Below are 21,036 nucleotides of genomic sequence, written 5' to 3' on the forward strand. Positions count from 1 at the left end.
GGGCGCCGTCCCGGGTCGGGAGGCGGTCCGCGTGCCCCGTGCAGATGCTTGCACCCCCCGACGCGGGAGGCGCACCGGCCGCGCCGCGTCGTCCGGGTTCTCGACGAAGGACGGCCGGATTCCCGCCGGCCGTCCCTTCCGATGCTGTTACGGGCGCCGGTTCCGCTGCGCGAGGATGGCACCCATGAAGCCCATCATCACCGCATCCGAATATGCGAGCGAGTCGGCCGGAGCGCGGCCGCCGGTACTCCTGGACGTCCGCTGGCAGCTCGGCGGCCCCCACGGCCGCCCCGATTACGAGGCCGGTCATCTGCCCGGCGCGGTCTACGTCGACCTCGATACGGAACTGGCCGGTCCGGCGGGCGACGGCGGCCGCCACCCGCTCCCGGACCCGGAGGCCTTCGGAGCCGTGATGCGCCGGGCCGGGGTCGGCCAGGACACCCCCGTCGTGGTGTACGACGGCGGACAGGGCTGGGCCGCGGCGCGCGCCTGGTGGCTGCTGCGCTGGACGGGACACGGAGACGTGCGGGTCCTGGACGGCGGCCTCGCCGCCTGGACGGGCGAGCTCTCCACCGAGACCCCGCGCCCCGCCGAGGGCGATTTCCGGCCGAAGCCTGGGGCGCTGCCCACGCTGGACGCGGAAAGTGCGGCGGCCTTCGCCCGGTCGGGTCTGCTGCTGGACGCGCGCGCGGCGGAGCGCTACCGGGGCGATGTGGAGCCGATCGACCGCGTCGGCGGCCATATCCCCGGCGCCGTCTCCGCACCGACCACGGCGAACGTCGACGCGGACGGGCGCTATCTCCCGGCCGAGCGGCTCGCCGAGCGGTTCGCCGGGCTGGGCGCGGCGGACAGCGCCGAAGGCGTCGGGGTCTACTGCGGATCCGGGGTCTCCGGCGCGCACGAGGTGCTGGCCCTGGAGATCGCGGGGTTCACCGGCGTCCTCTACCCCGGCTCCTGGTCCGAGTGGTCCTCGGACCCCTCCCGGCCGGTCGCCACGGGCCCCGAGCCGCAGTAGTCCCGCCGCACGACGGGCGGGCGGTAAGGCAGCGGGGCCCGTACGCGACTGCGTACGGACCCCGCTCCCACCGGTCGTCATTTCCCGGTCAGTCCTGCTTCTTGCGCCGGGTGCCGAAGACGATCTCGTCCCAGCTCGGCACGGCCGCCCGGCGGCCCGGCCGGACTCCGTCCGCCTCGGCCTGACGGTCCGTCGTCCCGGTCAGCCGGTCGCGGTGGCCGGCCACCGCCCGGGGCATCAGCACATCCGCGTACGCCGACCCCGCACCCGCCGAAGCGGCGGCGGGCGGTTCGTCCGCCTCCGCCTCCTCCGCCGGTTCCAGCGCGGGCGGTTCGGGCTGCGTGGGCCGCTCCGGGACGACCATGTCCCCACGGAAGCTCGGCACCGCCTCCAGCAGACTGGTCAGCGAGTCGCGCTCACCGGCCGAGGCACTGCTCACATACTCCTCGGGCTCGGCGGCCGGGGTGGGCCGCTCGATCTGCCGGTCGAGAGCCCGGTCCAGCGGGCGGTCGCGGTCGAGGCTCCGGTCCAGCGGCCGGTCGCGCGGCAGCCGGGCGATCCGGGGCACGAACGGGAAGCTGGGCTCGGGCGCGGCGATGTCGTCGGTCTCGCCGATCAGCGAGCGCGCCTCGTCGTCCACGGCCTGGACCAGCCGCCTGGGCGGGTCGTACGTCCAGCTCGCCGAGTGCGGTTCGCCCGCGACCCGGTAGACCAGCAGGACTTCCCAGGTGCCGTCGTCGCGGCGCCACGAGTCCCACTGGACGGTTTCCTTGTCGGCGCCGCGCAGCAGGAGACGCTCCTGCACCGCCTCGCCGAGCTGGGGGCCGGTGTTCTCGCCGGGACGGCGCACAGGAGTCTTCCGGGCCCGCTCGGCCATGAAGGCGCGCTCCGCGAGCACGGGGCCCTCGAAGCGGCGTACACGGTCGACGGGGATGCCCGCGAACTGGGCGACCTCCTCCGCGGAGGCACCGGCCCGTATGCGGGCCTGGATGTCGCGGGGCCGGAGGTGGCTCTCCACCTCGATCTCGATCTGGCCGAGCCGTGCGCGGTCGTTGCGCACGGCGGCGCGCAGCCGCTCATCGATCGGAAGCGTGTACTCCGTGCTGTCCGCAGCCTTGAGCACCAGTCGTGTGCCGTCGTTGGAGACGGCCACGACACGCAGTTCGGGCATGGGAACCTCCCGGGTGGTGCCTGCCGACGTCACGTGCGTCGCTGCTTCCGCTAGTCGAGTGTGACCTGCCCGGGTGCAGCCTGCCACAACCTTGCCAAGTTGCCCGGCGTGTCGGGCGCTCGTCCTGGTGCACCACCATGACACGGTTACCCATTGCGACCCAAAGCGACCGATTTGGCCGCTCTGTGCAGCAAGCACCCGTGTGATGCCTTGACGCCCCCGGTTCGAGTGCCGCCCTCGGCCCCCTCCGGTGACTGCGGATTCCCACGTCGGACTCCGCCCCAGGGCTCGTCACAGTACTCCATTCGGGCCACCGGGGTGGAGCGGCGCGCCGCCGAAGTTCTCGCCGGACGCGGGAGTTGAGATACCCAGTTCTCCGCGAAATGCCCCTGATGCGTGTTGTGCTTCACACAATCACCGGAAACGGAACTATCCACTTCGCTCATTTGTCCCTTCCTGTTGCATGGTGGGAGAGATGTCAAGCAGGGGCTGGTAATGGTTCAGAAGCCGGAAAGTGACACAGAACCCAAGGAAAGGCGCATAGATCTGAGTCTCCCGCAGGTCGCCGGGAGCGCCGTGGCGGCCGTCGCGGCGGCGGTGGCGGCCTCGCAGCTGGGCGTGTACGGCACGATCGCCGGCGCGGGCGTGATGAGCGTCGTCGCCACCTGTGGCGGCTCGGTCTTCCAGCACTTCTTCCGCCGCACCGGCGAGCAGATCCGCGAGGTGACGGTCCAGGTGACCCACCCGGAGGGCCGCCAGGTGACGGTGCACACCAAGGAGACGACGCCCTCGGCGCACAGATCCGCCGCGCGGCGGTCCGAGCCGGAGCCGGCCGACGACGCCACCACGGTGCTGCCCACGGTCGGTCCGGGCACGGTCCCGGAGGTGGTCCCGGACGCGGAGAGCACCCAGCTGCTGAGGCCCGTCGATCCGGACCGTACGCAGCTGCTCGACCTCGGCGACGCGCGGACCCGGATGCTCAGCGTCCCGCCGGCCGAAGGTTCCGGAGCCGACGACCGTACGTACGCGATCCCGCGGGCCGACGACCGTACGCGGCTGCTCCCGCAGGCCGGAGCGGGCGGGCCCGTCGCCGACGACGCGTTCAGCGACGGTGTCACCCACGGCACCCGGATGCGCGGCTGGAAGCGGCCCGCGCTCGCGGCGGCCGCGGTCTTCGCCGTCTCCATGGCCGGGATCACCGCGTACGAGATGATCTCGGGCAGCGACCTCAGCGGCGGCCAGGGCACCACGCTCAGCTCCGTCGTCCGCGGCGGCGGCGACCGGGACCCCGGACCCACCGACCCCACGCCCTCCGGGGACACCGGACAGGACAAGGGAACCGACGAGCAGCAGCCGACCCCCGGCGACGGCACCGGATCGGCCCCCGCGACGGACGGCGGCGACGGCGGCGCGAGCCCGGACCCCGGTACGGGCACGGGCGGTGAGAACCCGACCACCGGGCCCACCCCCACCCCGACGCCCTCCGGCTCCGGCGGCGGGACCACGCCCGACCCGACGCCGCCCACCCCGTCGGCCTCCGGCGACACCGGAACCGGGGCACCCTCGACCGGCACGGGCGTCGCCCCCGGACAGGGCGAACAGGCCCCGCCCGGCGCCGACGCCGAGTGACGGCGTACCGGACGAGCGCACGACACGCGTCGGCCCCGGCTCCCTCCCGACCAGGAGGAAGCCGGGGCCGACGGCGTACCGGTGGCCGGCCGAGCTCAGTCGCCGAGCACGCGCCGCAGATAGTCGTTGCCGAACAGGCGGTCCGGGTCCAGCCGGTCGCGCAGCGCGGTGAACTCGCCGAAGCGCGGGTAGACCTCCGCCAGATAGCCCGCGTCCCGGGTGTGGATCTTGCCCCAGTGCGGCCGCCCGGCGTGCGCGGTCATGATCCGCTCGACCGCCGTGAAGTACGAGCGGTGGGGCGTGCCCTTGTAGAGGTGCACGGCGATGTACGCGCTGTCCCGGCCCGACGCGGTCGACAGGGCCATGTCGTCGGCCGGCGCGGTGCGCACCTCGACCGGGAAGCTGACCTTCAGCGGTGACCGCTCGACCATGGCCTTCAGCTCCCGCAGCGCCGCCACCGCCTGCTCGCGCGGAACGGCGTACTCCATCTCCACGAACCGCACCCGGCGCGGAGAGGTGAACACCTTGTACGGGATGTCGGTGTACGTACGCGCCGACAGCGCCCGGCTGGAGAGCCTGGCGATCGAGGGGATCGTCGCCGGGACCGCGCGGCCGAGCGAACAGGCCACCTGGAAGACCCCGTTGGACAGCAGCTCGTCGTCGATCCAGCTGCTCACCCGCCCGGGCGGAGCGGCCGGACCGGCGCTGCGGTTGTTGCGCTTGGTGTTGCAGTTGCTGGTGTGCGGGAACCAGTAGAACTCGAAGTGCTCGTTCTCGGCGACCAGGGCGTCGAAGTCCGCGGTGACCCGGTCGAAGGTCATCGGCTCCTCACGGGCCGTCAGCAGGAAGATCGGCTCCACGGCGAGGGTGACGGCGGTGATCACCCCGAGGGCGCCGATCCCGACCCGGGCCGCGGCGAAGATCTCCGGGTTCTCCCCGGCCGAGCAACGCAGCACCGTGCCGTCGGCGGTGACCAGCTCCAGCGCCCGGATCTGCGCGGATATCGACGCCGAGTCGCGGCCCGTGCCGTGCGTACCGGTGGAGGTCGCCCCGGCGATCGTCTGCTCCATGATGTCGCCCATGTTGGTGAGCGAGAGACCCTCGCGGGCGAGTGCGGTGTTGAGGCGCTTGAGCGGAGTGCCCGCCTCCACCGTCACGGTCATCGCCTCACGGTCGATGTCCCGGATCCCGGTGAGCAGGTCGGGGCGTATCAGCACCCCGTCGGTGGCGGCCGCCGCGGTGAAGGAGTGGCCGGTGCCGACCGGCTTCACCCGCAGGCCGTCCTCCCGCGCCCGGCGCAGCACGTCCGCGAGCTCGTCCACGGACGCGGGGGACTCGGCGCGGGCGGGCCGGGCCGTGACGGTGCCCGCCCAGTTACGCCACGCGCTCGTCGTCGTCCGTGCGTAGGTGTCGGTCATCTTCCCCGCGCCCTCCCGTCGCAGCCGGCCCGGCCAGCCGGCGATACCCCAGGAACGCCACCGCCGCCGCGAGCGCTCCCGCCGCGACGGGCACCGCGTACCCCGCCTTCGCCCCGGCGGCGTCGACCACCCAGCCGGCGGCCGAGGAGCCGAGCGCCACTCCGACCGCGAGCCCGGTACTGGTCCAGGTCATGCCCTCGGTCAGCTTGGTGCGCGGTACGTGCGCTTCGACGAGGGCCATGGTGGTGACCATCGTCGGTGCGATGGCGAGGCCCGCGACAAAGAGCGCCACGGCCAGCAACGGAAGGTTCCCGGCCAGTTGGAGGGGGATCATACTCACGGCCATCGCGCAGACACCCACCAGCCACCTGGTCCCGGGGTTCCCCTTGAGGTGCAGCAGCCCGAACACGGCCCCCGCGAGACACGATCCGAGCGCGTAGACGGCCAGCACCAGGGAGGCCGCGGCCTTGTGGCCGCGCTCCTCGGCGAAGGCCACGGTCACCACGTCCACGCCGCCGAAGATCGCGCCCGTCGCCACGAAGGTGGCCACCAGGACCTGCAGTCCCGGCGAGCGCAGCGCGGAGCCGCCGGTGTGCTGCGACTTCGGGTGCGGCACCGGCTCGGTGGCGCGCTGCGCGGTCAGCCAGAACACGCCGACCAGCAGGAAGGCGGCGGCGATCAGCGGTCCGGCCTCCGGGAACCAGGCGGTGGAGAGACCGATGGAGATGATCGGGCCGAAGATGAAGCACACCTCGTCGACGATCGACTCCCACGAGTAGGCGGTGTGCAGATCCCGGCTGGAGCCCCGGTAGATCGCCGCCCAGCGCGAGCGGACCATCGACCCCACGCTCGGCACACAGCCCGCGCCCACCGCGAAGACGAACAGCGTCCACTCCGGCGCCCCCTGCTGGGCACAGATCAGCAGACCCGCCACCGCGGCCACCGCCACCAGCGTGATCGGGCGCAGCACCCGGCGCTGACCGTAGCGGTCGACCAGCCGGGAGACCTGGGGGCCGCAGACCGCCGCCGACATCGCCAGGGTCGCCGAGAGCGCCCCGGCCAGCCCGTAGCGGCCGGTGAGCTGGGAGATCATCGTCACGACGCCGATGCCCATCATGGACAAGGGCATCCGGCCGAAGAAGCCTGCGGCGGAGAACCCCTTGGTACCGGGGGCGGAGAAGATGACGCGGTAGGGGCTGGGCAAGGGGTACTCCGGTCGTGCCTGTCAGGCGTGTAGCTGGCCCATACAGCTTACGGCCGGGCGGATACGCCGGACACCGGATTACGGGGCGGCCCGGGGGAGCGGAAGCAGGCGTACGAACCCCGAGTCCCACGGCCTCACCGCTCTTCCCGACGGGGCGTCGGATGTCGGTTGCCGCCCGGTCACCGGCGGGTGGCAGGATCGACGTCATGTCCGATCTGCGCGATCCCGCTCCCTACGACGCCCTGCTGCTGCTCTCCTTCGGCGGTCCCGAGGGCCCGGACGACGTGGTCCCGTTCCTGGCGAACGTGACCCGCGGCCGCGGCATCCCCGAGGAACGCCTCAAGGAGGTCGGCAAGCACTACTTCCTCTTCGGCGGGGTCAGCCCGATCAACGCGCAGAACCGCGCCCTGCTCGACGCCCTGCGCAAGGACTTCGCCGACCACGGCCTGGACCTCCCGGTCTACTGGGGCAACCGCAACTGGGCCCCGTATCTGACCGATGTGCTGCGCGAGATGACCGCCGACGGACACCGCCGGATCGCCGTCCTCGCCACCAGCGCCTACGCCTCCTACTCCGGCTGCCGCCAGTACCGCGAGAACCTCGCGGAGTCGCTCGCCGCCCTGGAGGCCGAAGGCCTGGAGGTGCCCCGGGTCGACAAACTGCGGCACTACTTCAACCACCCCGGCTTCGTGACGCCCATGGCGGACGGCGTCCTCGCCTCGCTCGCCGACCTTCCCGAGGACGTCCGCGCGGGCGCGCACATCGCGTTCACCACCCACTCCATCCCGACCTCCGCCGCCGACGCCTCCGGCCCGGTGGAGGCGCACGGCGAGGGCGGCGCGTATGTCGCCGAGCACCTCGACGTGGCCCGGCTGATCATCGAGGCGGTGCGCGAGGAGACCGGCGTCGAGCACCCCTGGCAGCTCGTCTACCAGTCCCGCAGCGGCGCCCCGCACATCCCGTGGCTGGAGCCCGACATCTGCGACCACCTGGAGACCCTGCACGGCGAGGGCGTCCCCGCGGTCGTGATGGCGCCCATCGGCTTCGTCTCGGACCACATGGAGGTCCTGTACGACCTCGACACCGAGGCCACCGCGAAGGCCGCCGAGATCGGTCTGCCGGTCCGCAGGTCCGCCACCGTCGGGGACGACCCGCGCTTCGCCGCCGCCGTGCGGGACCTGGTCCTGGAGCGCGCCGCGCGTGAGCGCGGCCGGGCGGTGGAGCGCTGTGCGCTGGGCTCCCTCGGGCCCTCCCACGACCTCTGTCCGGTCGGCTGCTGCCCCGCCAGGGCCCCGAAGCCGGCCGCCGCGGGCGCCGACAGCCCGTACGTGTAGAGCCCTCAGTCCCCGTCGAGCCCCCTGGGAGCACCCGTGACCGACCCCGCCCTGTCCGAACTGCTCGACCTCGCCCTGGAGGCGGCCCGCCGCGCCGGAGCCCTGCTGCGCGACGGCCGCCCGGCCGATCTGGGGGTGGCCGCGACCAAGTCCAGCCCCATCGACGTGGTCACCGAGATGGACATCGCCGCCGAGAAGCTGATCACCGGCTACCTCACCGACTTCCGCCCCGACGACGGCTTCCTCGGCGAGGAGGGGGCCAGCTCCCCGGGCAGCACCGGCATCCGCTGGGTCATCGACCCGCTCGACGGCACGGTGAACTACCTCTACGGCCTGCCCACCTGGGCGGTCTCGATCGCCGCCGAGCGCGACGGCGAGCGGGTCGTGGGCGTCGTCGAGGCCCCGATGCGCCGGGAGACGTATCAGGCGGTCCTCGGCGGCGGTGCGTTCGCGAACGGCGAACCCCTGCGCTGCCGGCCCGCCCCGCCGCTGGACCAGGCCCTCGTCTCGACCGGTTTCAACTACGTCGCCCACGTCCGCGCCCACCAGGCGGACGTCGCCCAGCAGCTGATCCCCAGGCTCCGGGACATCCGGCGCGGCGGCTCGGCGGCGGTCGACCTCTGCGATGTGGCGGCGGGTCGGCTGGACGGCTACTACGAGCGCGGACTGCACCCCTGGGACCTGGCGGCGGGCGACCTCATCGCCCGGGAGGCGGGCGCGCTGACCGGCGGCCGCCCCGGGCTGCCCGCCGACGGCGACCTGACGGTGGCCGCCACCCCGGGCGTCTTCGAACCGCTGCAGGCCGCCCTCGACGAACTGGGCGCCTGGCACGACTGACGGGATCCTCGCCCGCGGAAGGCCTGACGAAGGCCCTGACGAGGGTCCTGGGGCCGTCGCACACGCCACGGGGCCCCGGACACCATGACGGTGTCCGGGGCCCCGTGGCGTACGGCTCAGACGCTGGTGGCGCCGATTTCCACGCCGTGCTCGGCGGCGAGCCGGCGAAGATCGTCCAGCTCGCCCTGCTCGACGTCCGCGAGGAAGTCGTCGCCGTCCTCGCGCGCCCGCGTGAGGTCGGACTCGGTCGTCTTGATGCGTTGCAGCAGACCTGCGGTGAAAGCGTCCATGATGCGCCCCCTCATCGTGGGTCGGTGGCACGGGGTGTGCCCGGGGTCCCCCGGCCAGGGGAGCCGGAGGAGCGGGTGATCGCGCCGCCGCTCCGGGGAAAAAGGAGCGGGCCGTGGCAGGCCACGTGACAGGCGTGATCGCGGGTGTGAACCCCTCTTCCCCACGCCATGGCTCAGAGAAACCTCAACTGGCCCGGAAATCCGCCGCTTTCCGGGCGGGGCACCGCCGGAAGGTCCGGCCCGCCGCCGTCTTACCGCCGGTTTATACGCGTTGCGGGCAGGATGGAAGCGCACAGTCGGCATTGCTGCCCGTGTCCGAGCGGCCCCGCGTGGGCCGCTCGATCTGTGAACCCATCGAAGGACCGAAGGAAGGACTGCGCCGTGCGCGTACTCGTCGTCGAGGACGAGCAGCTGCTCGCCGATGCGGTGGCCACCGGACTGCGCCGGGAGGCCATGGCCGTCGACGTCGTCTACGACGGTGCCGCGGCCCTGGAACGCATCGGGGTCAACGACTACGACGTCGTCGTGCTGGACCGGGACCTCCCGGTGGTGCACGGCGACGACGTCTGCCGCAAGATCGTCGAGCTCGGCATGCCCACCCGGGTGCTCATGCTCACCGCGTCCGGCGACGTCAGCGACCGGGTCGAGGGCCTGGAGCTGGGCGCGGACGACTATCTGCCCAAGCCCTTCGCCTTCAGCGAGCTGACCGCCCGGGTGCGCGCGCTGGGCCGCCGTACGACGGTGGCGCTGCCGCCCGTCCTGGAGCGCGCCGGCATCAAGCTCGACCCGAACCGCCGCGAGGTCTTCCGCGACGAGGTGGAGATCCAGCTCGCCCCGAAGGAGTTCGCGGTGCTGGAGGTCCTGATGCGCAGCGAGGGCGCGGTCGTCTCGGCGGAGCAGCTGCTGGAGAAGGCCTGGGACGAGAACACCGACCCCTTCACCAACGTCGTGCGGGTCACGGTCATGACGCTCCGCCGCAAGCTCGGCGAACCGCCCGTGATCGTCACCGTACCGGGCTCCGGATACCGGATCTGAGGACCATGGCCACCACCCCCGAGCCCCCCGCGGCGCCCCCGAAGCCCACCTGGGAGCCCAAGCAGCAGGACCCCCCGTACCCCTGGCTGCGCCCGACCATCCGGATACGGCTCACGCTGCTGTACGGCGGGATGTTCCTGATCGCGGGCATCGTGCTGCTGTCGATCATCTACATGCTGGCCGCGCAGGCGCTGCACGTGGGCACGGAGCTGCCGTTCAAGCTGCTGCCCGACAGCAAGATCCAGCTCACCAACAACGCCTGCCCCGCCCTGACGCCGGGCCTCTCGGCGGACCAGGCGAACGCCGCGCTCAAGGCGTGCAACGAGGAGCAGCGCCAGCAGTCGCTGGACACCCTGCTCAACCGTTCGCTCCTCGCCCTGCTCGGCCTCAGCGTCATCGCCTTCGCCTTCGGCTACGCCATGGCCGGACGCGTGCTGTCCCCGCTCGGCCGGATCACCCGGACCGCGCGCCGGGTGGCCGGTACGGACCTCACCCGGCGGATCGAGCTGGACGGCCCGGACGACGAGCTGAAGGAGCTGGCGGACACCTTCGACGACATGCTGGACCGGCTGGAGCGGGCCTTCACCGCGCAGCAGCGGTTCGTCGGCAACGCCTCGCACGAGCTGCGCACCCCGCTGGCGATCAACCGCACCCTGCTGGAGGTCTCGCTCTCCGACCCGGAGGCCCCGCCGGAACTCCATCAGCTCGGCAAGACCCTCCTGGCCACCAACGAGCGCAGCGAGCAGCTGGTGGAGGGCCTGCTGCTGCTGGCCCGCAGCGACAACCAGATCGTCGAGCGCAAACCGGTCGACCTCGCCGAGGTGGCCGAGCGCGCCATCGACCAGACCCGGGCCGAGGCGGTGGCCGGGAAGACCGAGATCCGCGGCGAGCGGGGATCGGCCGTGGTCCAGGGCAACGGGGTCCTGCTGGAGCGGATCGCGCTGAACCTCGTGCAGAACGCCGTGCGCTACAACGTGCCCGAGGACGGCTGGGTGGAGGTCACCACCGAGGTACGGGACGGGCAGGCCCTGCTGGTCGTCTCGAACACCGGCCCGGTGGTCCCGGCGTACGAGATCGACAACCTCTTCGAGCCCTTCAGGCGGCTGCGTACGGAGCGCACGGGCAGCGACAAGGGGGTCGGGCTCGGCCTGTCGATCGCGCGGTCCGTCGCGCGGGCGCACGGAGGCCGTATCATCGCGGAGCCCCGCGAGGGCGGCGGTCTCGTGATGCGCGTCACCCTGCCGGTCTGAGAGGCTGCACGATGTGACTCTGCACCGAATCTTCATGTTCGCTTTGGGCGGAATTTTCAGGACCCGTTCCCGGGCGAGTCGTGTGTGATCGATCACAGAGTCGATTTTCCGACCATCTACGCTCCGTGATCACGACTCTGTCGGAAAGCCGGTAATCGTCCGGGTTTTCGGGGATCGTTATCACGGGAAGTACACGGGGTAGCGCCTGTGAACTGCGCAGTCGGGACCGTGTACGGTCCCCATCGCCACCCAAGCCGAGCCTCGCCGAGGCGACCGGTTGGGTGTCGATTGAGTAACAGACCTTGATGTGAGGCAAAATCTCCGCCTCAGGTCGGGCACAAGTCCGGCCTCTCACGCGTTACGTGCGCTGAGACACCCGTAGACACCCAAGAGGGGGAGAGCGACATGGCAACGGATTACGACACCCCACGCAAGACCGACGACGACGTGGACCAGGACAGCCTCGAAGAGCTCAAGGCGCGTCGGAGCGACAAGACGGCATCCGCCGTCGACGTCGACGAATTCGACGCGGCCGAGGGACTCGAGCTGCCCGGCGCGGACCTCTCCAACGAGGAGCTGGCCGTCCGGGTGCTGCCCAAGCAGGCCGATGAGTTCACCTGCATGAGCTGCTTCCTGGTGCACCACCGCAGCCAGCTGGCCCGCGAGAAGAACGGTCAGCCCATCTGCCGCGACTGCGACTGAGGTCGAGTCGGCCGTGGCAGGCGAGACACCGTTCAGGAAGCGGCGCCCCTGGCGTCGGGACGGCCGACAGGCCCATCAGGACGGTACAGGCGGCACAGGCCCGGCAGAAGGCGTTCACGCGTCTGCCGAGCGGTCCGCCGCCCTGCCGGATCACTCCGGCAGCTCCGACGACGAGCGAGGCCGTTCGGCCTCGCTCGAAGTGGCCGGGGCGGCAGCACTGCCGGACCGGGCCGGGGAGCAGGACGAGCACGACCAGCAGGACCAGGCGGATCCCACGACCGGGGGCCGCCTGCACGCAGTGAAACGGGGCGTACGCAAGGGCGGGGAGAGCGCAAAGGCACTGGCCGCACAGCTGGCCGACCGCATCATCGACACGGCCCCGCGCGTGCCGGTGCGCGACCTCGCCACCCTGCGGAGACAGTTCCCCGGGCTGGGGCCCGAGGAGCTGGCCGACAAGCTGGTCACGGGAGCCTGCCGGGGCACCGCGACCGTCGGCGCAGGCATCGGGGCCGCCGCCATGATGCCCGTACCGCCCGCCATGCTCGCCGAGCTGGCGGCGGAGGTGACCGGCGTCGCCGCGATCGAGATGAAGCTCGTCGCCGAGCTCCACGAGGTCTACGGCCTCCGCCCCCCGGGCAATCTCGGCCAGCGCAGCACCGCGTATCTGACGTCGTGGACGGAGGAGCGCGGCATCGACGTCACCCGGCCCACCACGCTCAACGCCGCCCTGGGCGGCCAGATGAAGCGTGAGCTGCGCCAGCAGATCATGAAGCGCATGGCGCGCAATCTGCCCAACCTGATCCCGTTCATGATCGGCGCCACCGTCGGCGCCGTGATGAACCGCCGCGACACCCGCAAACTCGCCGACCGGGTCAGGAGCGACCTGCGCAGACAGCAGATCCCCTGGGACCGGCTGGCCGCGCTGCCGCCGCTGGAGCAGCCGCTGAACCCGGCCGAGCTGCCCAAGGAGATCGAGGGCCACTGACCGGCGGGGCCGTTGTACCGGTGGCCGTGTCAGGCGGCCTTGGCGCCGCTCAGCGCCGCCGCCAGACCCTGCGGATTCCGGGTGGAGAGATAGATGTACGGAGTCGGGTCGTCCGGATCCGTGACCTCCACCCGCACCGCCGTCTCCACATAGCCGCGCAGCAGCATGAACGCCCGCGCGTCCGCCCGGTGCGTGCGCCAGGCCCGCGCCTCCTCGGCGTCCAGCGCCTCGGGCTCACCGAGCGCCGACAGCGGGATCCGGGCGTCGCCGGCGACGAGCGCCCCCGCCACCACCCGGATCCGGGCGGAGCCGTAACTGCTCACCAGGACCGCGGCCGCGGCCGTGCCGCCCACCAGCCCGGCGAGCAGCGGCAGGGTGCCCAGCGGTAGCAGCATCAGAGCACAGGCGATACCGATCCCGAAGGCGATGAACCACCAGGAGCGGGGTGCGGTGAGACGTTCGTCGAAGGGCGCTGCGGAAGGCTGCATGGAACCAAGCTTGGCACGGCGCGACCGGCACACCGCCGCGCGGGTAAGGTCTGCGCCTGTGAGTGGAACATCAGCAGCTCTGACACCCCCGGCCGACGCCGTCGCGCCGGTCCGGCACCCCGACGCGCCCGCCCCCGGCGAGCTCCTCGGAGCGCACTACGAACACTGTTTCGGCTGCGGCGGGGGACAGCCGCACGGACTGCACCTGATGGCGCGGGCCGGTGAAGGCGTGAGTGTCACCGCCGAGTTCACCGTGCAGCCCGCCCACCAGGGCGCCCCCGGCCTCGCCCACGGCGGGGTGCTCGCCACGGCGCTGGACGAGACCCTCGGCTCGCTGAACTGGCTGCTGCGCACGATCGCGGTGACCGGACGGCTGGAGACCGACTTCGTCCGCCCCGTCCCCGTGGACACCGTGCTGCACCTCGACGCCCGGATCACCGCCGTGCACGGCCGGAAGATCTACTCCACCGCCATCGGCCGGATCGGCGGCCCCGAAGGACCCGTCGCGGTCCGGGCCGACGCCCTCTTCATCGAGGTCAAGGTCGACCACTTCATCGACAACGGCCGGCCCGCCGAGATCCAGGCGGCCATGTCCGACCCCGACCAGGTCAGGCGCGCCCGCGCCTTCGAGGTGAACCCGTGACCCGCAGCCCCGTCGACGTACTGATCCGCCTCCTCGACCCGGACGTGCCGATTCCGGCGTACGGACACCCGGGCGACGCCGGAGCCGACCTGGTCACCACCGAGGCCGCCGAACTCGCCCCCGGCGAGCGCACGGTGCTGCCCACCGGTGTTTCGATCGCCCTGCCCGACGGGTACGCCGCGTTCGTGCACCCGCGCTCGGGCCTCGCGGCCCGCTGCGGAGTGGCCCTCGTGAATGCCCCAGGGACCGTGGATGCCGGGTACCGTGGGGAGATCAAGGTGATCGTGGTCAACCTCGATCCACGCGAGAGCGTGCGATTCGAACGGTTCGACCGGATTGCCCAATTGGTTGTCCAGCAGGTCGAGAAGGTGCGCTTCCACGAGGTGGCGGAACTTCCCGGCTCGGCGCGGGCCGAAGGGGGCTTCGGGTCCACCGGCGGCCACGCGTCGGTGGACGGCGCCGAGGGCGGGATCACCCACGGTGGGAACAGCTACGCTTCGGTCGTATCCGACCGGGAAGGACAGTGACGTGTTCGGACGTCGCAAGAAGAGTGGTTCCGCCGAGGACGCGGCGGACGAGGTGCGCGAGGCCGAGCAGGTCGCCGACGAGCCCGAGGGCAGTGACGGTGCCGCGAAGGGCACCCGTCGGATGAATCTTCCGCCGGCCCCCAGGCCCGACGGACCCTGGGACAGCTCCGAGGTCTCCCAGCCCGGCGAGGGCCGGGTCGACCTGGGCGGCATCTTCGTCCCCGGGGTCGAGGGCATGGAACTGCGCGTCGAGGTGGCCGGGGACGCGATCGTCGCCGCCACCGTGGTGCTGCGCGACAGCGCGGTCCAGTTGCAGGCCTTCGCCGCCCCCAAGAAGGAGGGCATCTGGGGCGAGGTCCGCGACGAGATCGCCTCGGGCATCACCCAGCAGGGCGGCATCATCGACGAGGTCGAGGGCCCGCTGGGCTGGGAGCTGCGCGCGCAGGTCCCCGTACAGCTGCCGGACGGCACGGGCGGGGTGCAGCTCGTGCGCTTCGTCGGCGTCGACGGGCCGCGCTGGTTCCTGCGCGGAGTCATCTCCGGCCAGGGCGCCGTCCAGCCGGAGGCCGCCGGGCTGCTGGAGACGATCTTCCGGGACACCGTGGTCGTCCGCGGCGAGGGCCCGATGGCCCCCCGCGACCCGATCGTCCTCAAGCTCCCCAACGACGCCCAGATGGTGCCCGAGGGCGTGCAGCAGGAGGAGCAGGAGAGCTCGAAGTTCTCCGGCGGCATGGGCCAGCTCCAGCGCGGCCCCGAGATCACCGAGGTCCGCTAGCAGCGTCCGGCGGCACTTCGCAGTACAGGCCGGTGGGCCGCACCCGGGGAAAGGGTGCGGCCCACCGGCCATTGCCCGGCCGTGTCCCGCCCACACATACTTGGCGGGCGACGACGCAGGCCACGTAGTTACGACGGGGGAGCAGCATGACCGAGAGCAGCAGCGGGCAGTCCGGCACGGCCCTGGCCGAGGACCCGGCCCGTACGGTCATGGTCACCGTCGAGGACCTGCACCGCTCGTACGGCAGCGGAGCGGCGGCCGTGCACGCCCTGCGCGGGGTCTCCTTCGAGATCCCCCGCGGTGAGCTGGTCGCGCTCAAGGGCCGCTCGGGATCCGGCAAGACCACCCTGCTCAATCTGGTCGGCGGCCTGGACACCCCCGACGGCGGCCGGATCACCGTCGACGGCACCGAGCTGGCGGGGCTCGGCGAGAAGGGCCTGCTGGAGCTGCGCCGGGACCGGGTCGGCTTCATCTTCCAGTCCTTCGGCCTCATCCCGATCCTCACCGCCGCCGAGAACGTCGGCGTACCCCTGCGGCTGCGCAAGGCCGACCCGGCCGAGCGCGACGAGCGGGTCGCGCTGCTGCTCTCCCTCGTCGGCCTCGCCGACCACGCAGAGCAGCGCCCCGGCGAGCTCTCCGGCGGCCAGCAGCAGCGCGTCGCCATCGCCCGCGCGCTGGCCAACCGCCCCGCCCTCCTGATCGCCGACGAACCCACCGGGCAGCTCGACGCCGAGACCGGGCTCGCCGTGATGGAACTGCTCCGCGCGGTCGTCCGCAGCGAGAACGTCACCGCCCTCGTCGCCACCCACGACCCCCAGCTGCTGGGCCTGGCCGACCGGGTCCTGGAGCTGAGCGACGGCCATATCGTCGAACAGGCCTGAGCCCCGGCTCTGCCCTCCCAGGCCCTCCCGGCGCGCATCAGAGTTCCGTCAATACGCCCCCCACCTGCACTCCCGGGACCGAACCACGGCCCGCGGCGGAGTAGCGTCGAGGGCGGCGGCCGCACCGGGCGCCACCGGCCGTCGACAGGACGCCGCCGGACGGAAGAAGACAATGGGGCCATGGGACGCGGCACACTCCGGATCTACCTGGGCGCGGCACCGGGCGTCGGCAAGACGTACGCGATGCTCTCCGAGGCGCACCGCAGGGTCGAGCGCGGCACCGACTGCGTGGTGGCCTTCGTGGAGCACCACGCCCGGCCGCGCACCGAGGTGCTGCTGCACGGCCTGGAACAGGTCCGGCGCAGCGAGATCGGCTACCGCGGCGCCGTCTTCACCGAGATGGACGTCGACGCCGTCCTGGAGCGCGCCCCGGCCGTGGTCCTGGTGGACGAGCTGGCCCACACCAACGTCCCCGGCTCCCGCAACGCCAAGCGCTGGCAGGACGTCGAAGAACTCCTCAAGGCCGGGATCGACGTCATATCCACGGTCAACATCCAGCACCTGGAGTCGCTCGGCGACGTCGTCGAGTCGATCACCGGCGTCCGGCAGCGCGAGACCGTGCCGGACGAGGTGGTCCGGCGGGCCGACCAGATCGAGCTGGTCGACATGTCGCCCCAGGCGCTGCGCCGCCGGATGGCGCACGGCAACATCTACCAGCCCGACAAGATGGACGCGGCCCTCTCGAACTACTTCCGCCCCGGCAACCTCACCGCCCTGCGCGAGCTGGCCCTGCTCTGGGTCGCCGACCGGGTCGACGAATACCTCCAGCAGTACCGGGGCGAGCACAACATCCGCACCCCCTGGCAGGCCCGCGAACGCATCGTCGTCGGGCTGACCGGCGGGCCCGAGGGCCGCACCCTCATCCGCCGCGCCTCCCGGATGGCGGCCAAGGGCTCCGGCAGCGAGATCCTCGCCGTCTACATCGCCCGCAGCGACGGCCTGACCTCCGCGTCCCCGAAGGAGCTGGCGGTCCAGCGCACCCTGGTCGAGGACCTCGGCGGCACCTTCCACCACGTCATCGGCGACGACATACCCGCGGCCCTGCTGGAGTTCGCGCGCGGCGTCAACGCCACCCAGATCGTGCTGGGCTCCAGCCGCCGCAAGACCTGGCAGTACATCTACGGCCCCGGGGTCGGCGCGACCGTCGCCCGTGAGTCGGGCCCCGACCTCGACGTCCACATCGTCACCCACGAAGAGGTCGCCAAGGGCCGCGGCCTGCCCATCGCCCGCGGCGCCCGGCTGGGCCGCGCCCGGATCATCTGGGGCTGGCTCGTCGGCGTCGTCGGCTCCGTCCTGCTCGCGGTGGCGCTGCGCGGCATGGAGGACGCCCCCGGCCTCGCCAACGACGTCCTGCTGTTCCTCTTCCTGACGGTGGCCGCCGCCCTGCTCGGCGGGCTGAGACCCGCGCTGGCCTCGGCCGCCGTCGGCTGCATGCTCCTGAACTACTGGTTCACCCCGCCCACCCACACCCTGACCGTCCAGGACCCGGAGAACTTCGTCGCCATCGTGATCTTCTTCGCGGTGGCGGTGGCGGTCTCCTCCGTGGTCGACCTCGCGGCCCGGCGCACCCACCAGGCCGCCCGGCTGCGCGCCGAGTCGGAGATCCTCTCCTTCCTCGCGGGCAGCGTGCTGCGCGGCGAGACGGCCCTGGACGCCCTGCTGGAGCGGGTCCGGGAGACCTTCGCCATGGAGTCCGTCGCCCTGCTGGAGCGCAGCAGCGACGTCGACCCGTGGACCTGCGCCGGATCCGTCGGACCGGCCCCGGTCACCCGCCCCGACGAGGCCGATGTGGACATGCCGGTCGGCGACAACATGGCCCTCGCGCTGTCCGGCCGGGTGCTGCCCGCCGAGGACCGCCGGGTGCTCGGCGCGTTCGCCGCCCAGGCGGCCGTCGTCCTGGACCGCCAGCGGCTGGTCTCGGAGGCCGACCGGGCCCGCAGGCTCGCCGAGGGCAACCGGATCAGGACCGCGCTGCTCGCCGCCGTCAGCCACGACCTGCGCACCCCGCTCGCCGGGATCAAGGCCGCCGTCAGCTCGCTGCGCTCCGACGACGTCGCCTGGTCCGAGGCGGACGAGGCGGAGCTCCTGGAAGGCATCGAGGACGGCGCCGACCGGCTGGACCACCTCGTCGGCAACCTGCTGGACATGTCACGCCTCCAGACCGGCACCGTGACCCCCCTGATCCGCGAGATCGACCTCGACGAGGTGGTCCCGATGGCGCTCGGCGGCGTCCCGGAGGGCAGCGTCGACCTCGACATCCCCGAGACGCTGCCGATGGTCGCCGTCGACCCCGGTCTCCTGGAGCGGGTCGTCGCCAACATCGTCGAGAACGCCGTCAAGTACAACCCAGGCCCGGAGCCCGTCGCCGTGGCCGCCAGCGCACTGGGCGGCCGGGTCGAGCTACGGGTTGTGGACCGGGGCCGGGGCGTCCCCGACGAGGCCAAGGAGCGGATCTTCGAGCCCTTCCAGCGGTACGGGGACGCCCCGCGCGGCGCCGGCGTGGGCCTCGGCCTCGCCGTCTCCCGGGGCTTCGCCGAGTCCATGGGCGGCACGCTGGACGCCGAGGACACCCCCGGCGGCGGGCTCACCATGGTCCTCACGCTGACCGCGGCGCCGGGCGGCGCCCGGACCGACGCCGAACTGCCGGCCCAGGTCACCTCGTGACCCGCCCCCGCGCCCGCCCGTCCCCCTCCCCGTACAGCAGAGCCCTTGTACAGCAGAGCCCTTCCCCCCTCCCCGTACAGCAGAAAGGCAGGACCGCGATGACCAGGGTGCTTGTGGTCGACGACGAGCCGCAGATCGTCCGCGCCCTCGTGATCAACCTGAAGGCCCGCCAGTACGAGGTCGACGCCGCGCCCGACGGGGCGACCGCCCTCCAGCTCGCCGCCGCCCGCCACCCCGACGTGGTCCTCCTCGACCTCGGGCTGCCCGACATGGACGGGGTCGAGGTGATCAAGGGCCTGCGCGGCTGGACCCGGGTGCCGATCCTGGTCCTCTCCGCGCGCCACACCTCCGACGAGAAGGTGGAGGCCCTGGACGCCGGGGCCGACGACTACGTCACCAAGCCCTTCGGCATGGACGAGCTGCTGGCCCGGCTGCGCGCCTCCGTACGCCGTGCGGAACCGCTCGGCCAGGAGGGCGGCACCGAGGACATCGCCCTCGTCGAGACGGCCGGCTTCACCGTCGACCTGGCGGCGAAGAAGGTGCACCGGGCCGGCCGCGACGTACGGCTCACCCCCACCGAATGGCACCTGCTGGAGGTCCTCGTCCGCAACGGCGGCCGGCTGGTCAGCCAGAAACAGCTGCTCCAGGAGGTCTGGGGCCCCTCCTACGGCACCGAGACCAACTATCTGCGGGTCTACATGGCCCAGCTGCGCCGCAAGCTGGAGGCGGACCCCTCGCACCCCCGGCACTTCGTCACCGAGCCGGGCATGGGCTACCGCTTCGAGCGCGGCTGACCCCGCACCGGCTCACCCTTTCGAGTGATCATCGCGGGCCCGCGTGTACCGCCCGCAGGACCGGTACTCTTCGGGTATGAGTGCTGTTCCCCGATCCGAGAAAGCCGGGAAGGCCGGGAAGGCGGCGCGACCTTCCGGGCGCTTCCGCCGTATGCTCGACCGGCTGTCCAGCTCCCAGGAGGACCTGGAGTCCCAGGAGCTGCGGGAAGACGCGCAGGCCACCGGATGCACCCGGATCTCCGAGTGCTCCGACCGGCAGATCGTGAAGGTGGCTGGTACGTTGCGGACCGTCACCCTCCGTCCCCGGGCCGGAGTGCCCGCCCTGGAGGCGGAGCTCTTCGACGGCACCGAACCGCTGGACGTGGTCTGGCTCGGCCGCCGCTCCATCGTCGGCATAGAGCCCGGCCGCAGAATCATCGCCTCGGGGCGGGTCGCCATGAGCCACGGCCGCCGGGTGCTGTTCAACCCCACATACGAACTCCGACCGCTCGGCAAGGAGTAGCCGGTGACGTCTCTCGACAAGCCGACGTCCGACACGGACCAGACCCACCGCACCGACCCGCGGCACACCGGCGGGAGGCACGCCGCCCAGCAGGACGCCGAGTCGAAGGCTGTCACCGAGGCCGCCCTTTTCGAGGCCTTCGGCGGGGTGCGCGGCATGGTGGAGACAGTCCTCCCCGGGCTGCTCTTCGTCACGATCTTCACGATCAACAAGAACCTGAACGCCTCGGCCATCGCGGCCCTGGCCGTCTCCCTGGCCCTCGTCGTCGTCCGGCTGGTCCGCCGGGACACCGTCAAGCACGCCTTCAGCGGCGTCTTCGGGGTGGCCTTCGGCGTCCTCTTCGCGAAGATGACGGGCGACGCCAAGGACTTCTATCTGCCGGGCATGCTCTACACCCTGGGCCTGTCGGTCGCCTACATCGCCACAGCCGCCGCCGGGGTGCCGCTGATCGGCCTGATCCTGGGCCCGGTCTTCAAGGAGAACCTCTCCTGGCGGACCCGTAACCCGGGCCGGAAGAAGGCGTACACCAAGGCCAGCTACGCCTGGGGCTTCATCCTGCTCGCCAAGTGCGCGATCCTCTTCCCGCTCTACTGGTGGGCCGACACCACCCAGTTCGGCTGGGTGCTGATCGCCCTGAAGATCCCGCCGTTCCTGCTCGCGGTCTACTTGACCTGGATCTTCCTCGCGAAGGCGCCGGCGCCCATCGACGTCTTCGCCGAGATGGAGGCCGAGGAAAAGGCCGAGAAGGAGCGCAAGGCCGCTGCTGCCGCGCTCCGCGACCCGGAGGCCTGACCCCCGCACGCTCTGTACGGAAAGGGGCCCGGAACCGCTG

21 protein-coding genes are annotated in these 21,036 nt (G+C 72.2%); 16 read left to right on the forward strand and 5 right to left on the reverse strand.

Going from position 1 to position 21,036, the window contains the following annotated elements:
• The first annotated feature begins 184 nt into the window (after positions 1–184).
• Positions 185–1,015, forward strand: a complete 831-nt coding sequence (locus ACSMXR_RS28725) for a sulfurtransferase (protein ID WP_376188606.1) — start codon at positions 185–187, stop codon at positions 1,013–1,015.
• Between the two features lie 88 nt (positions 1,016–1,103).
• Here the strand turns inward: ACSMXR_RS28725 and sepH are convergent, their stop codons facing one another.
• Entirely contained in the window at positions 1,104–2,186 is a 1,083-nt protein-coding gene (sepH, locus tag ACSMXR_RS28730; RefSeq protein ID WP_473170202.1) for a septation protein SepH, read from the reverse strand.
• A 576-nt stretch (positions 2,187–2,762) separates the two neighbouring features.
• Between sepH and ACSMXR_RS28735 the strand changes: the two genes are divergently transcribed.
• Positions 2,763–3,815 carry a hypothetical protein gene (locus tag ACSMXR_RS28735; RefSeq protein WP_473170203.1) on the forward strand — a complete coding sequence of 351 codons (1,053 nt, stop codon included), beginning with the start codon at positions 2,763–2,765 and terminating at the stop codon, positions 3,813–3,815.
• Between the two features lie 95 nt (positions 3,816–3,910).
• Here the strand turns inward: ACSMXR_RS28735 and ACSMXR_RS28740 are convergent, their stop codons facing one another.
• Entirely contained in the window at positions 3,911–5,233 is a 1,323-nt protein-coding gene (locus ACSMXR_RS28740; protein ID WP_473170204.1) for a D-arabinono-1,4-lactone oxidase, read from the reverse strand.
• Entirely contained in the window at positions 5,190–6,437 is a 1,248-nt protein-coding gene (locus tag ACSMXR_RS28745; protein ID WP_137230185.1) for an MFS transporter, read from the reverse strand. The genes ACSMXR_RS28740 and ACSMXR_RS28745 overlap by 44 nt, the downstream gene beginning before the upstream one ends.
• Positions 6,438–6,643: 206 nt before the next feature.
• Here ACSMXR_RS28745 and ACSMXR_RS28750 point away from each other — a divergent pair, with 206 nt between their 5' ends.
• Positions 6,644–7,771 carry a ferrochelatase gene (locus ACSMXR_RS28750; RefSeq protein ID WP_218524482.1) on the forward strand — a complete coding sequence of 376 codons (1,128 nt, stop codon included), beginning with the start codon at positions 6,644–6,646 and terminating at the stop codon, positions 7,769–7,771.
• A 36-nt stretch (positions 7,772–7,807) separates the two neighbouring features.
• Positions 7,808–8,608: an inositol monophosphatase family protein gene (locus ACSMXR_RS28755; RefSeq protein ID WP_030080040.1), complete on the forward strand. Its 801-nt coding sequence runs from the start codon at positions 7,808–7,810 to the stop codon at positions 8,606–8,608.
• A 116-nt stretch (positions 8,609–8,724) separates the two neighbouring features.
• Here the strand turns inward: ACSMXR_RS28755 and ACSMXR_RS28760 are convergent, their stop codons facing one another.
• On the reverse strand, positions 8,725–8,898 hold the full coding sequence (locus tag ACSMXR_RS28760) for a hypothetical protein (protein WP_164493914.1): 174 nt from the start codon (positions 8,896–8,898) through the stop codon (positions 8,725–8,727).
• Positions 8,899–9,279: 381 nt separating this feature from the next.
• Between ACSMXR_RS28760 and ACSMXR_RS28765 the strand changes: the two genes are divergently transcribed.
• From ACSMXR_RS28765 to ACSMXR_RS28780, 4 genes are all read left to right on the forward strand, one after another.
• Positions 9,280–9,933 (forward strand): response regulator transcription factor, encoded by a 654-nt coding sequence (locus ACSMXR_RS28765; protein ID WP_006128158.1) that lies wholly within the window; start codon positions 9,280–9,282, stop codon positions 9,931–9,933.
• Between the two features lie 5 nt (positions 9,934–9,938).
• Complete coding sequence (locus tag ACSMXR_RS28770) at positions 9,939–11,183, forward strand: sensor histidine kinase (protein ID WP_137230189.1); 1,245 nt, start codon at positions 9,939–9,941, stop codon at positions 11,181–11,183.
• 405 nt (positions 11,184–11,588) lie between these two features.
• Positions 11,589–11,885, forward strand: a complete 297-nt coding sequence (locus ACSMXR_RS28775) for a DUF4193 domain-containing protein (RefSeq protein WP_003965732.1) — start codon at positions 11,589–11,591, stop codon at positions 11,883–11,885.
• A 13-nt stretch (positions 11,886–11,898) separates the two neighbouring features.
• Positions 11,899–12,870 (forward strand): hypothetical protein, encoded by a 972-nt coding sequence (locus ACSMXR_RS28780; RefSeq protein ID WP_364890942.1) that lies wholly within the window; start codon positions 11,899–11,901, stop codon positions 12,868–12,870.
• A 29-nt stretch (positions 12,871–12,899) separates the two neighbouring features.
• On the opposite strand, the gene ACSMXR_RS28785 is transcribed toward ACSMXR_RS28780, so the two are convergent.
• Entirely contained in the window at positions 12,900–13,358 is a 459-nt protein-coding gene (locus ACSMXR_RS28785) for a DUF3093 domain-containing protein (RefSeq protein ID WP_137230193.1), read from the reverse strand.
• Positions 13,359–13,416: 58 nt separating this feature from the next.
• Here ACSMXR_RS28785 and ACSMXR_RS28790 point away from each other — a divergent pair, with 58 nt between their 5' ends.
• The 8 genes from ACSMXR_RS28790 (at position 13,417) to ACSMXR_RS28825 (ending at position 20,996) form a co-directional block, all read left to right on the forward strand.
• Positions 13,417–14,001, forward strand: a complete 585-nt coding sequence (locus ACSMXR_RS28790) for a PaaI family thioesterase (RefSeq protein ID WP_473170205.1) — start codon at positions 13,417–13,419, stop codon at positions 13,999–14,001.
• Positions 13,998–14,528 carry a dUTP diphosphatase gene (dut, locus tag ACSMXR_RS28795; RefSeq protein ID WP_137230195.1) on the forward strand — a complete coding sequence of 177 codons (531 nt, stop codon included), beginning with the start codon at positions 13,998–14,000 and terminating at the stop codon, positions 14,526–14,528. Before ACSMXR_RS28790 ends, dut begins: the two co-directional genes overlap by 4 nt.
• A gap of 1 nt (position 14,529) precedes the next feature.
• Entirely contained in the window at positions 14,530–15,303 is a 774-nt protein-coding gene (locus tag ACSMXR_RS28800) for a DUF3710 domain-containing protein (RefSeq protein ID WP_103512458.1), read from the forward strand.
• 146 nt (positions 15,304–15,449) lie between these two features.
• Positions 15,450–16,184, forward strand: coding sequence for an ABC transporter ATP-binding protein (locus ACSMXR_RS28805; RefSeq protein ID WP_218524479.1), 735 nt, complete (start codon positions 15,450–15,452; stop codon positions 16,182–16,184).
• 180 nt (positions 16,185–16,364) lie between these two features.
• Complete coding sequence (locus ACSMXR_RS28810) at positions 16,365–18,908, forward strand: sensor histidine kinase (protein WP_137230199.1); 2,544 nt, start codon at positions 16,365–16,367, stop codon at positions 18,906–18,908.
• Between the two features lie 98 nt (positions 18,909–19,006).
• Positions 19,007–19,702 (forward strand): response regulator, encoded by a 696-nt coding sequence (locus tag ACSMXR_RS28815; protein WP_137230201.1) that lies wholly within the window; start codon positions 19,007–19,009, stop codon positions 19,700–19,702.
• Positions 19,703–19,778: 76 nt separating this feature from the next.
• The gene (locus ACSMXR_RS28820) at positions 19,779–20,204 is read left to right on the forward strand and encodes an OB-fold nucleic acid binding domain-containing protein (protein ID WP_170994444.1); all 426 of its coding nucleotides are present in this window, start codon (positions 19,779–19,781) and stop codon (positions 20,202–20,204) included.
• A gap of 3 nt (positions 20,205–20,207) precedes the next feature.
• Positions 20,208–20,996 (forward strand): DUF3159 domain-containing protein, encoded by a 789-nt coding sequence (locus tag ACSMXR_RS28825; protein ID WP_364890937.1) that lies wholly within the window; start codon positions 20,208–20,210, stop codon positions 20,994–20,996.
• Positions 20,997–21,036 lie beyond the last annotated feature (40 nt).

Source organism: Streptomyces sp. DSM 106670 (assembly GCF_055792845.1).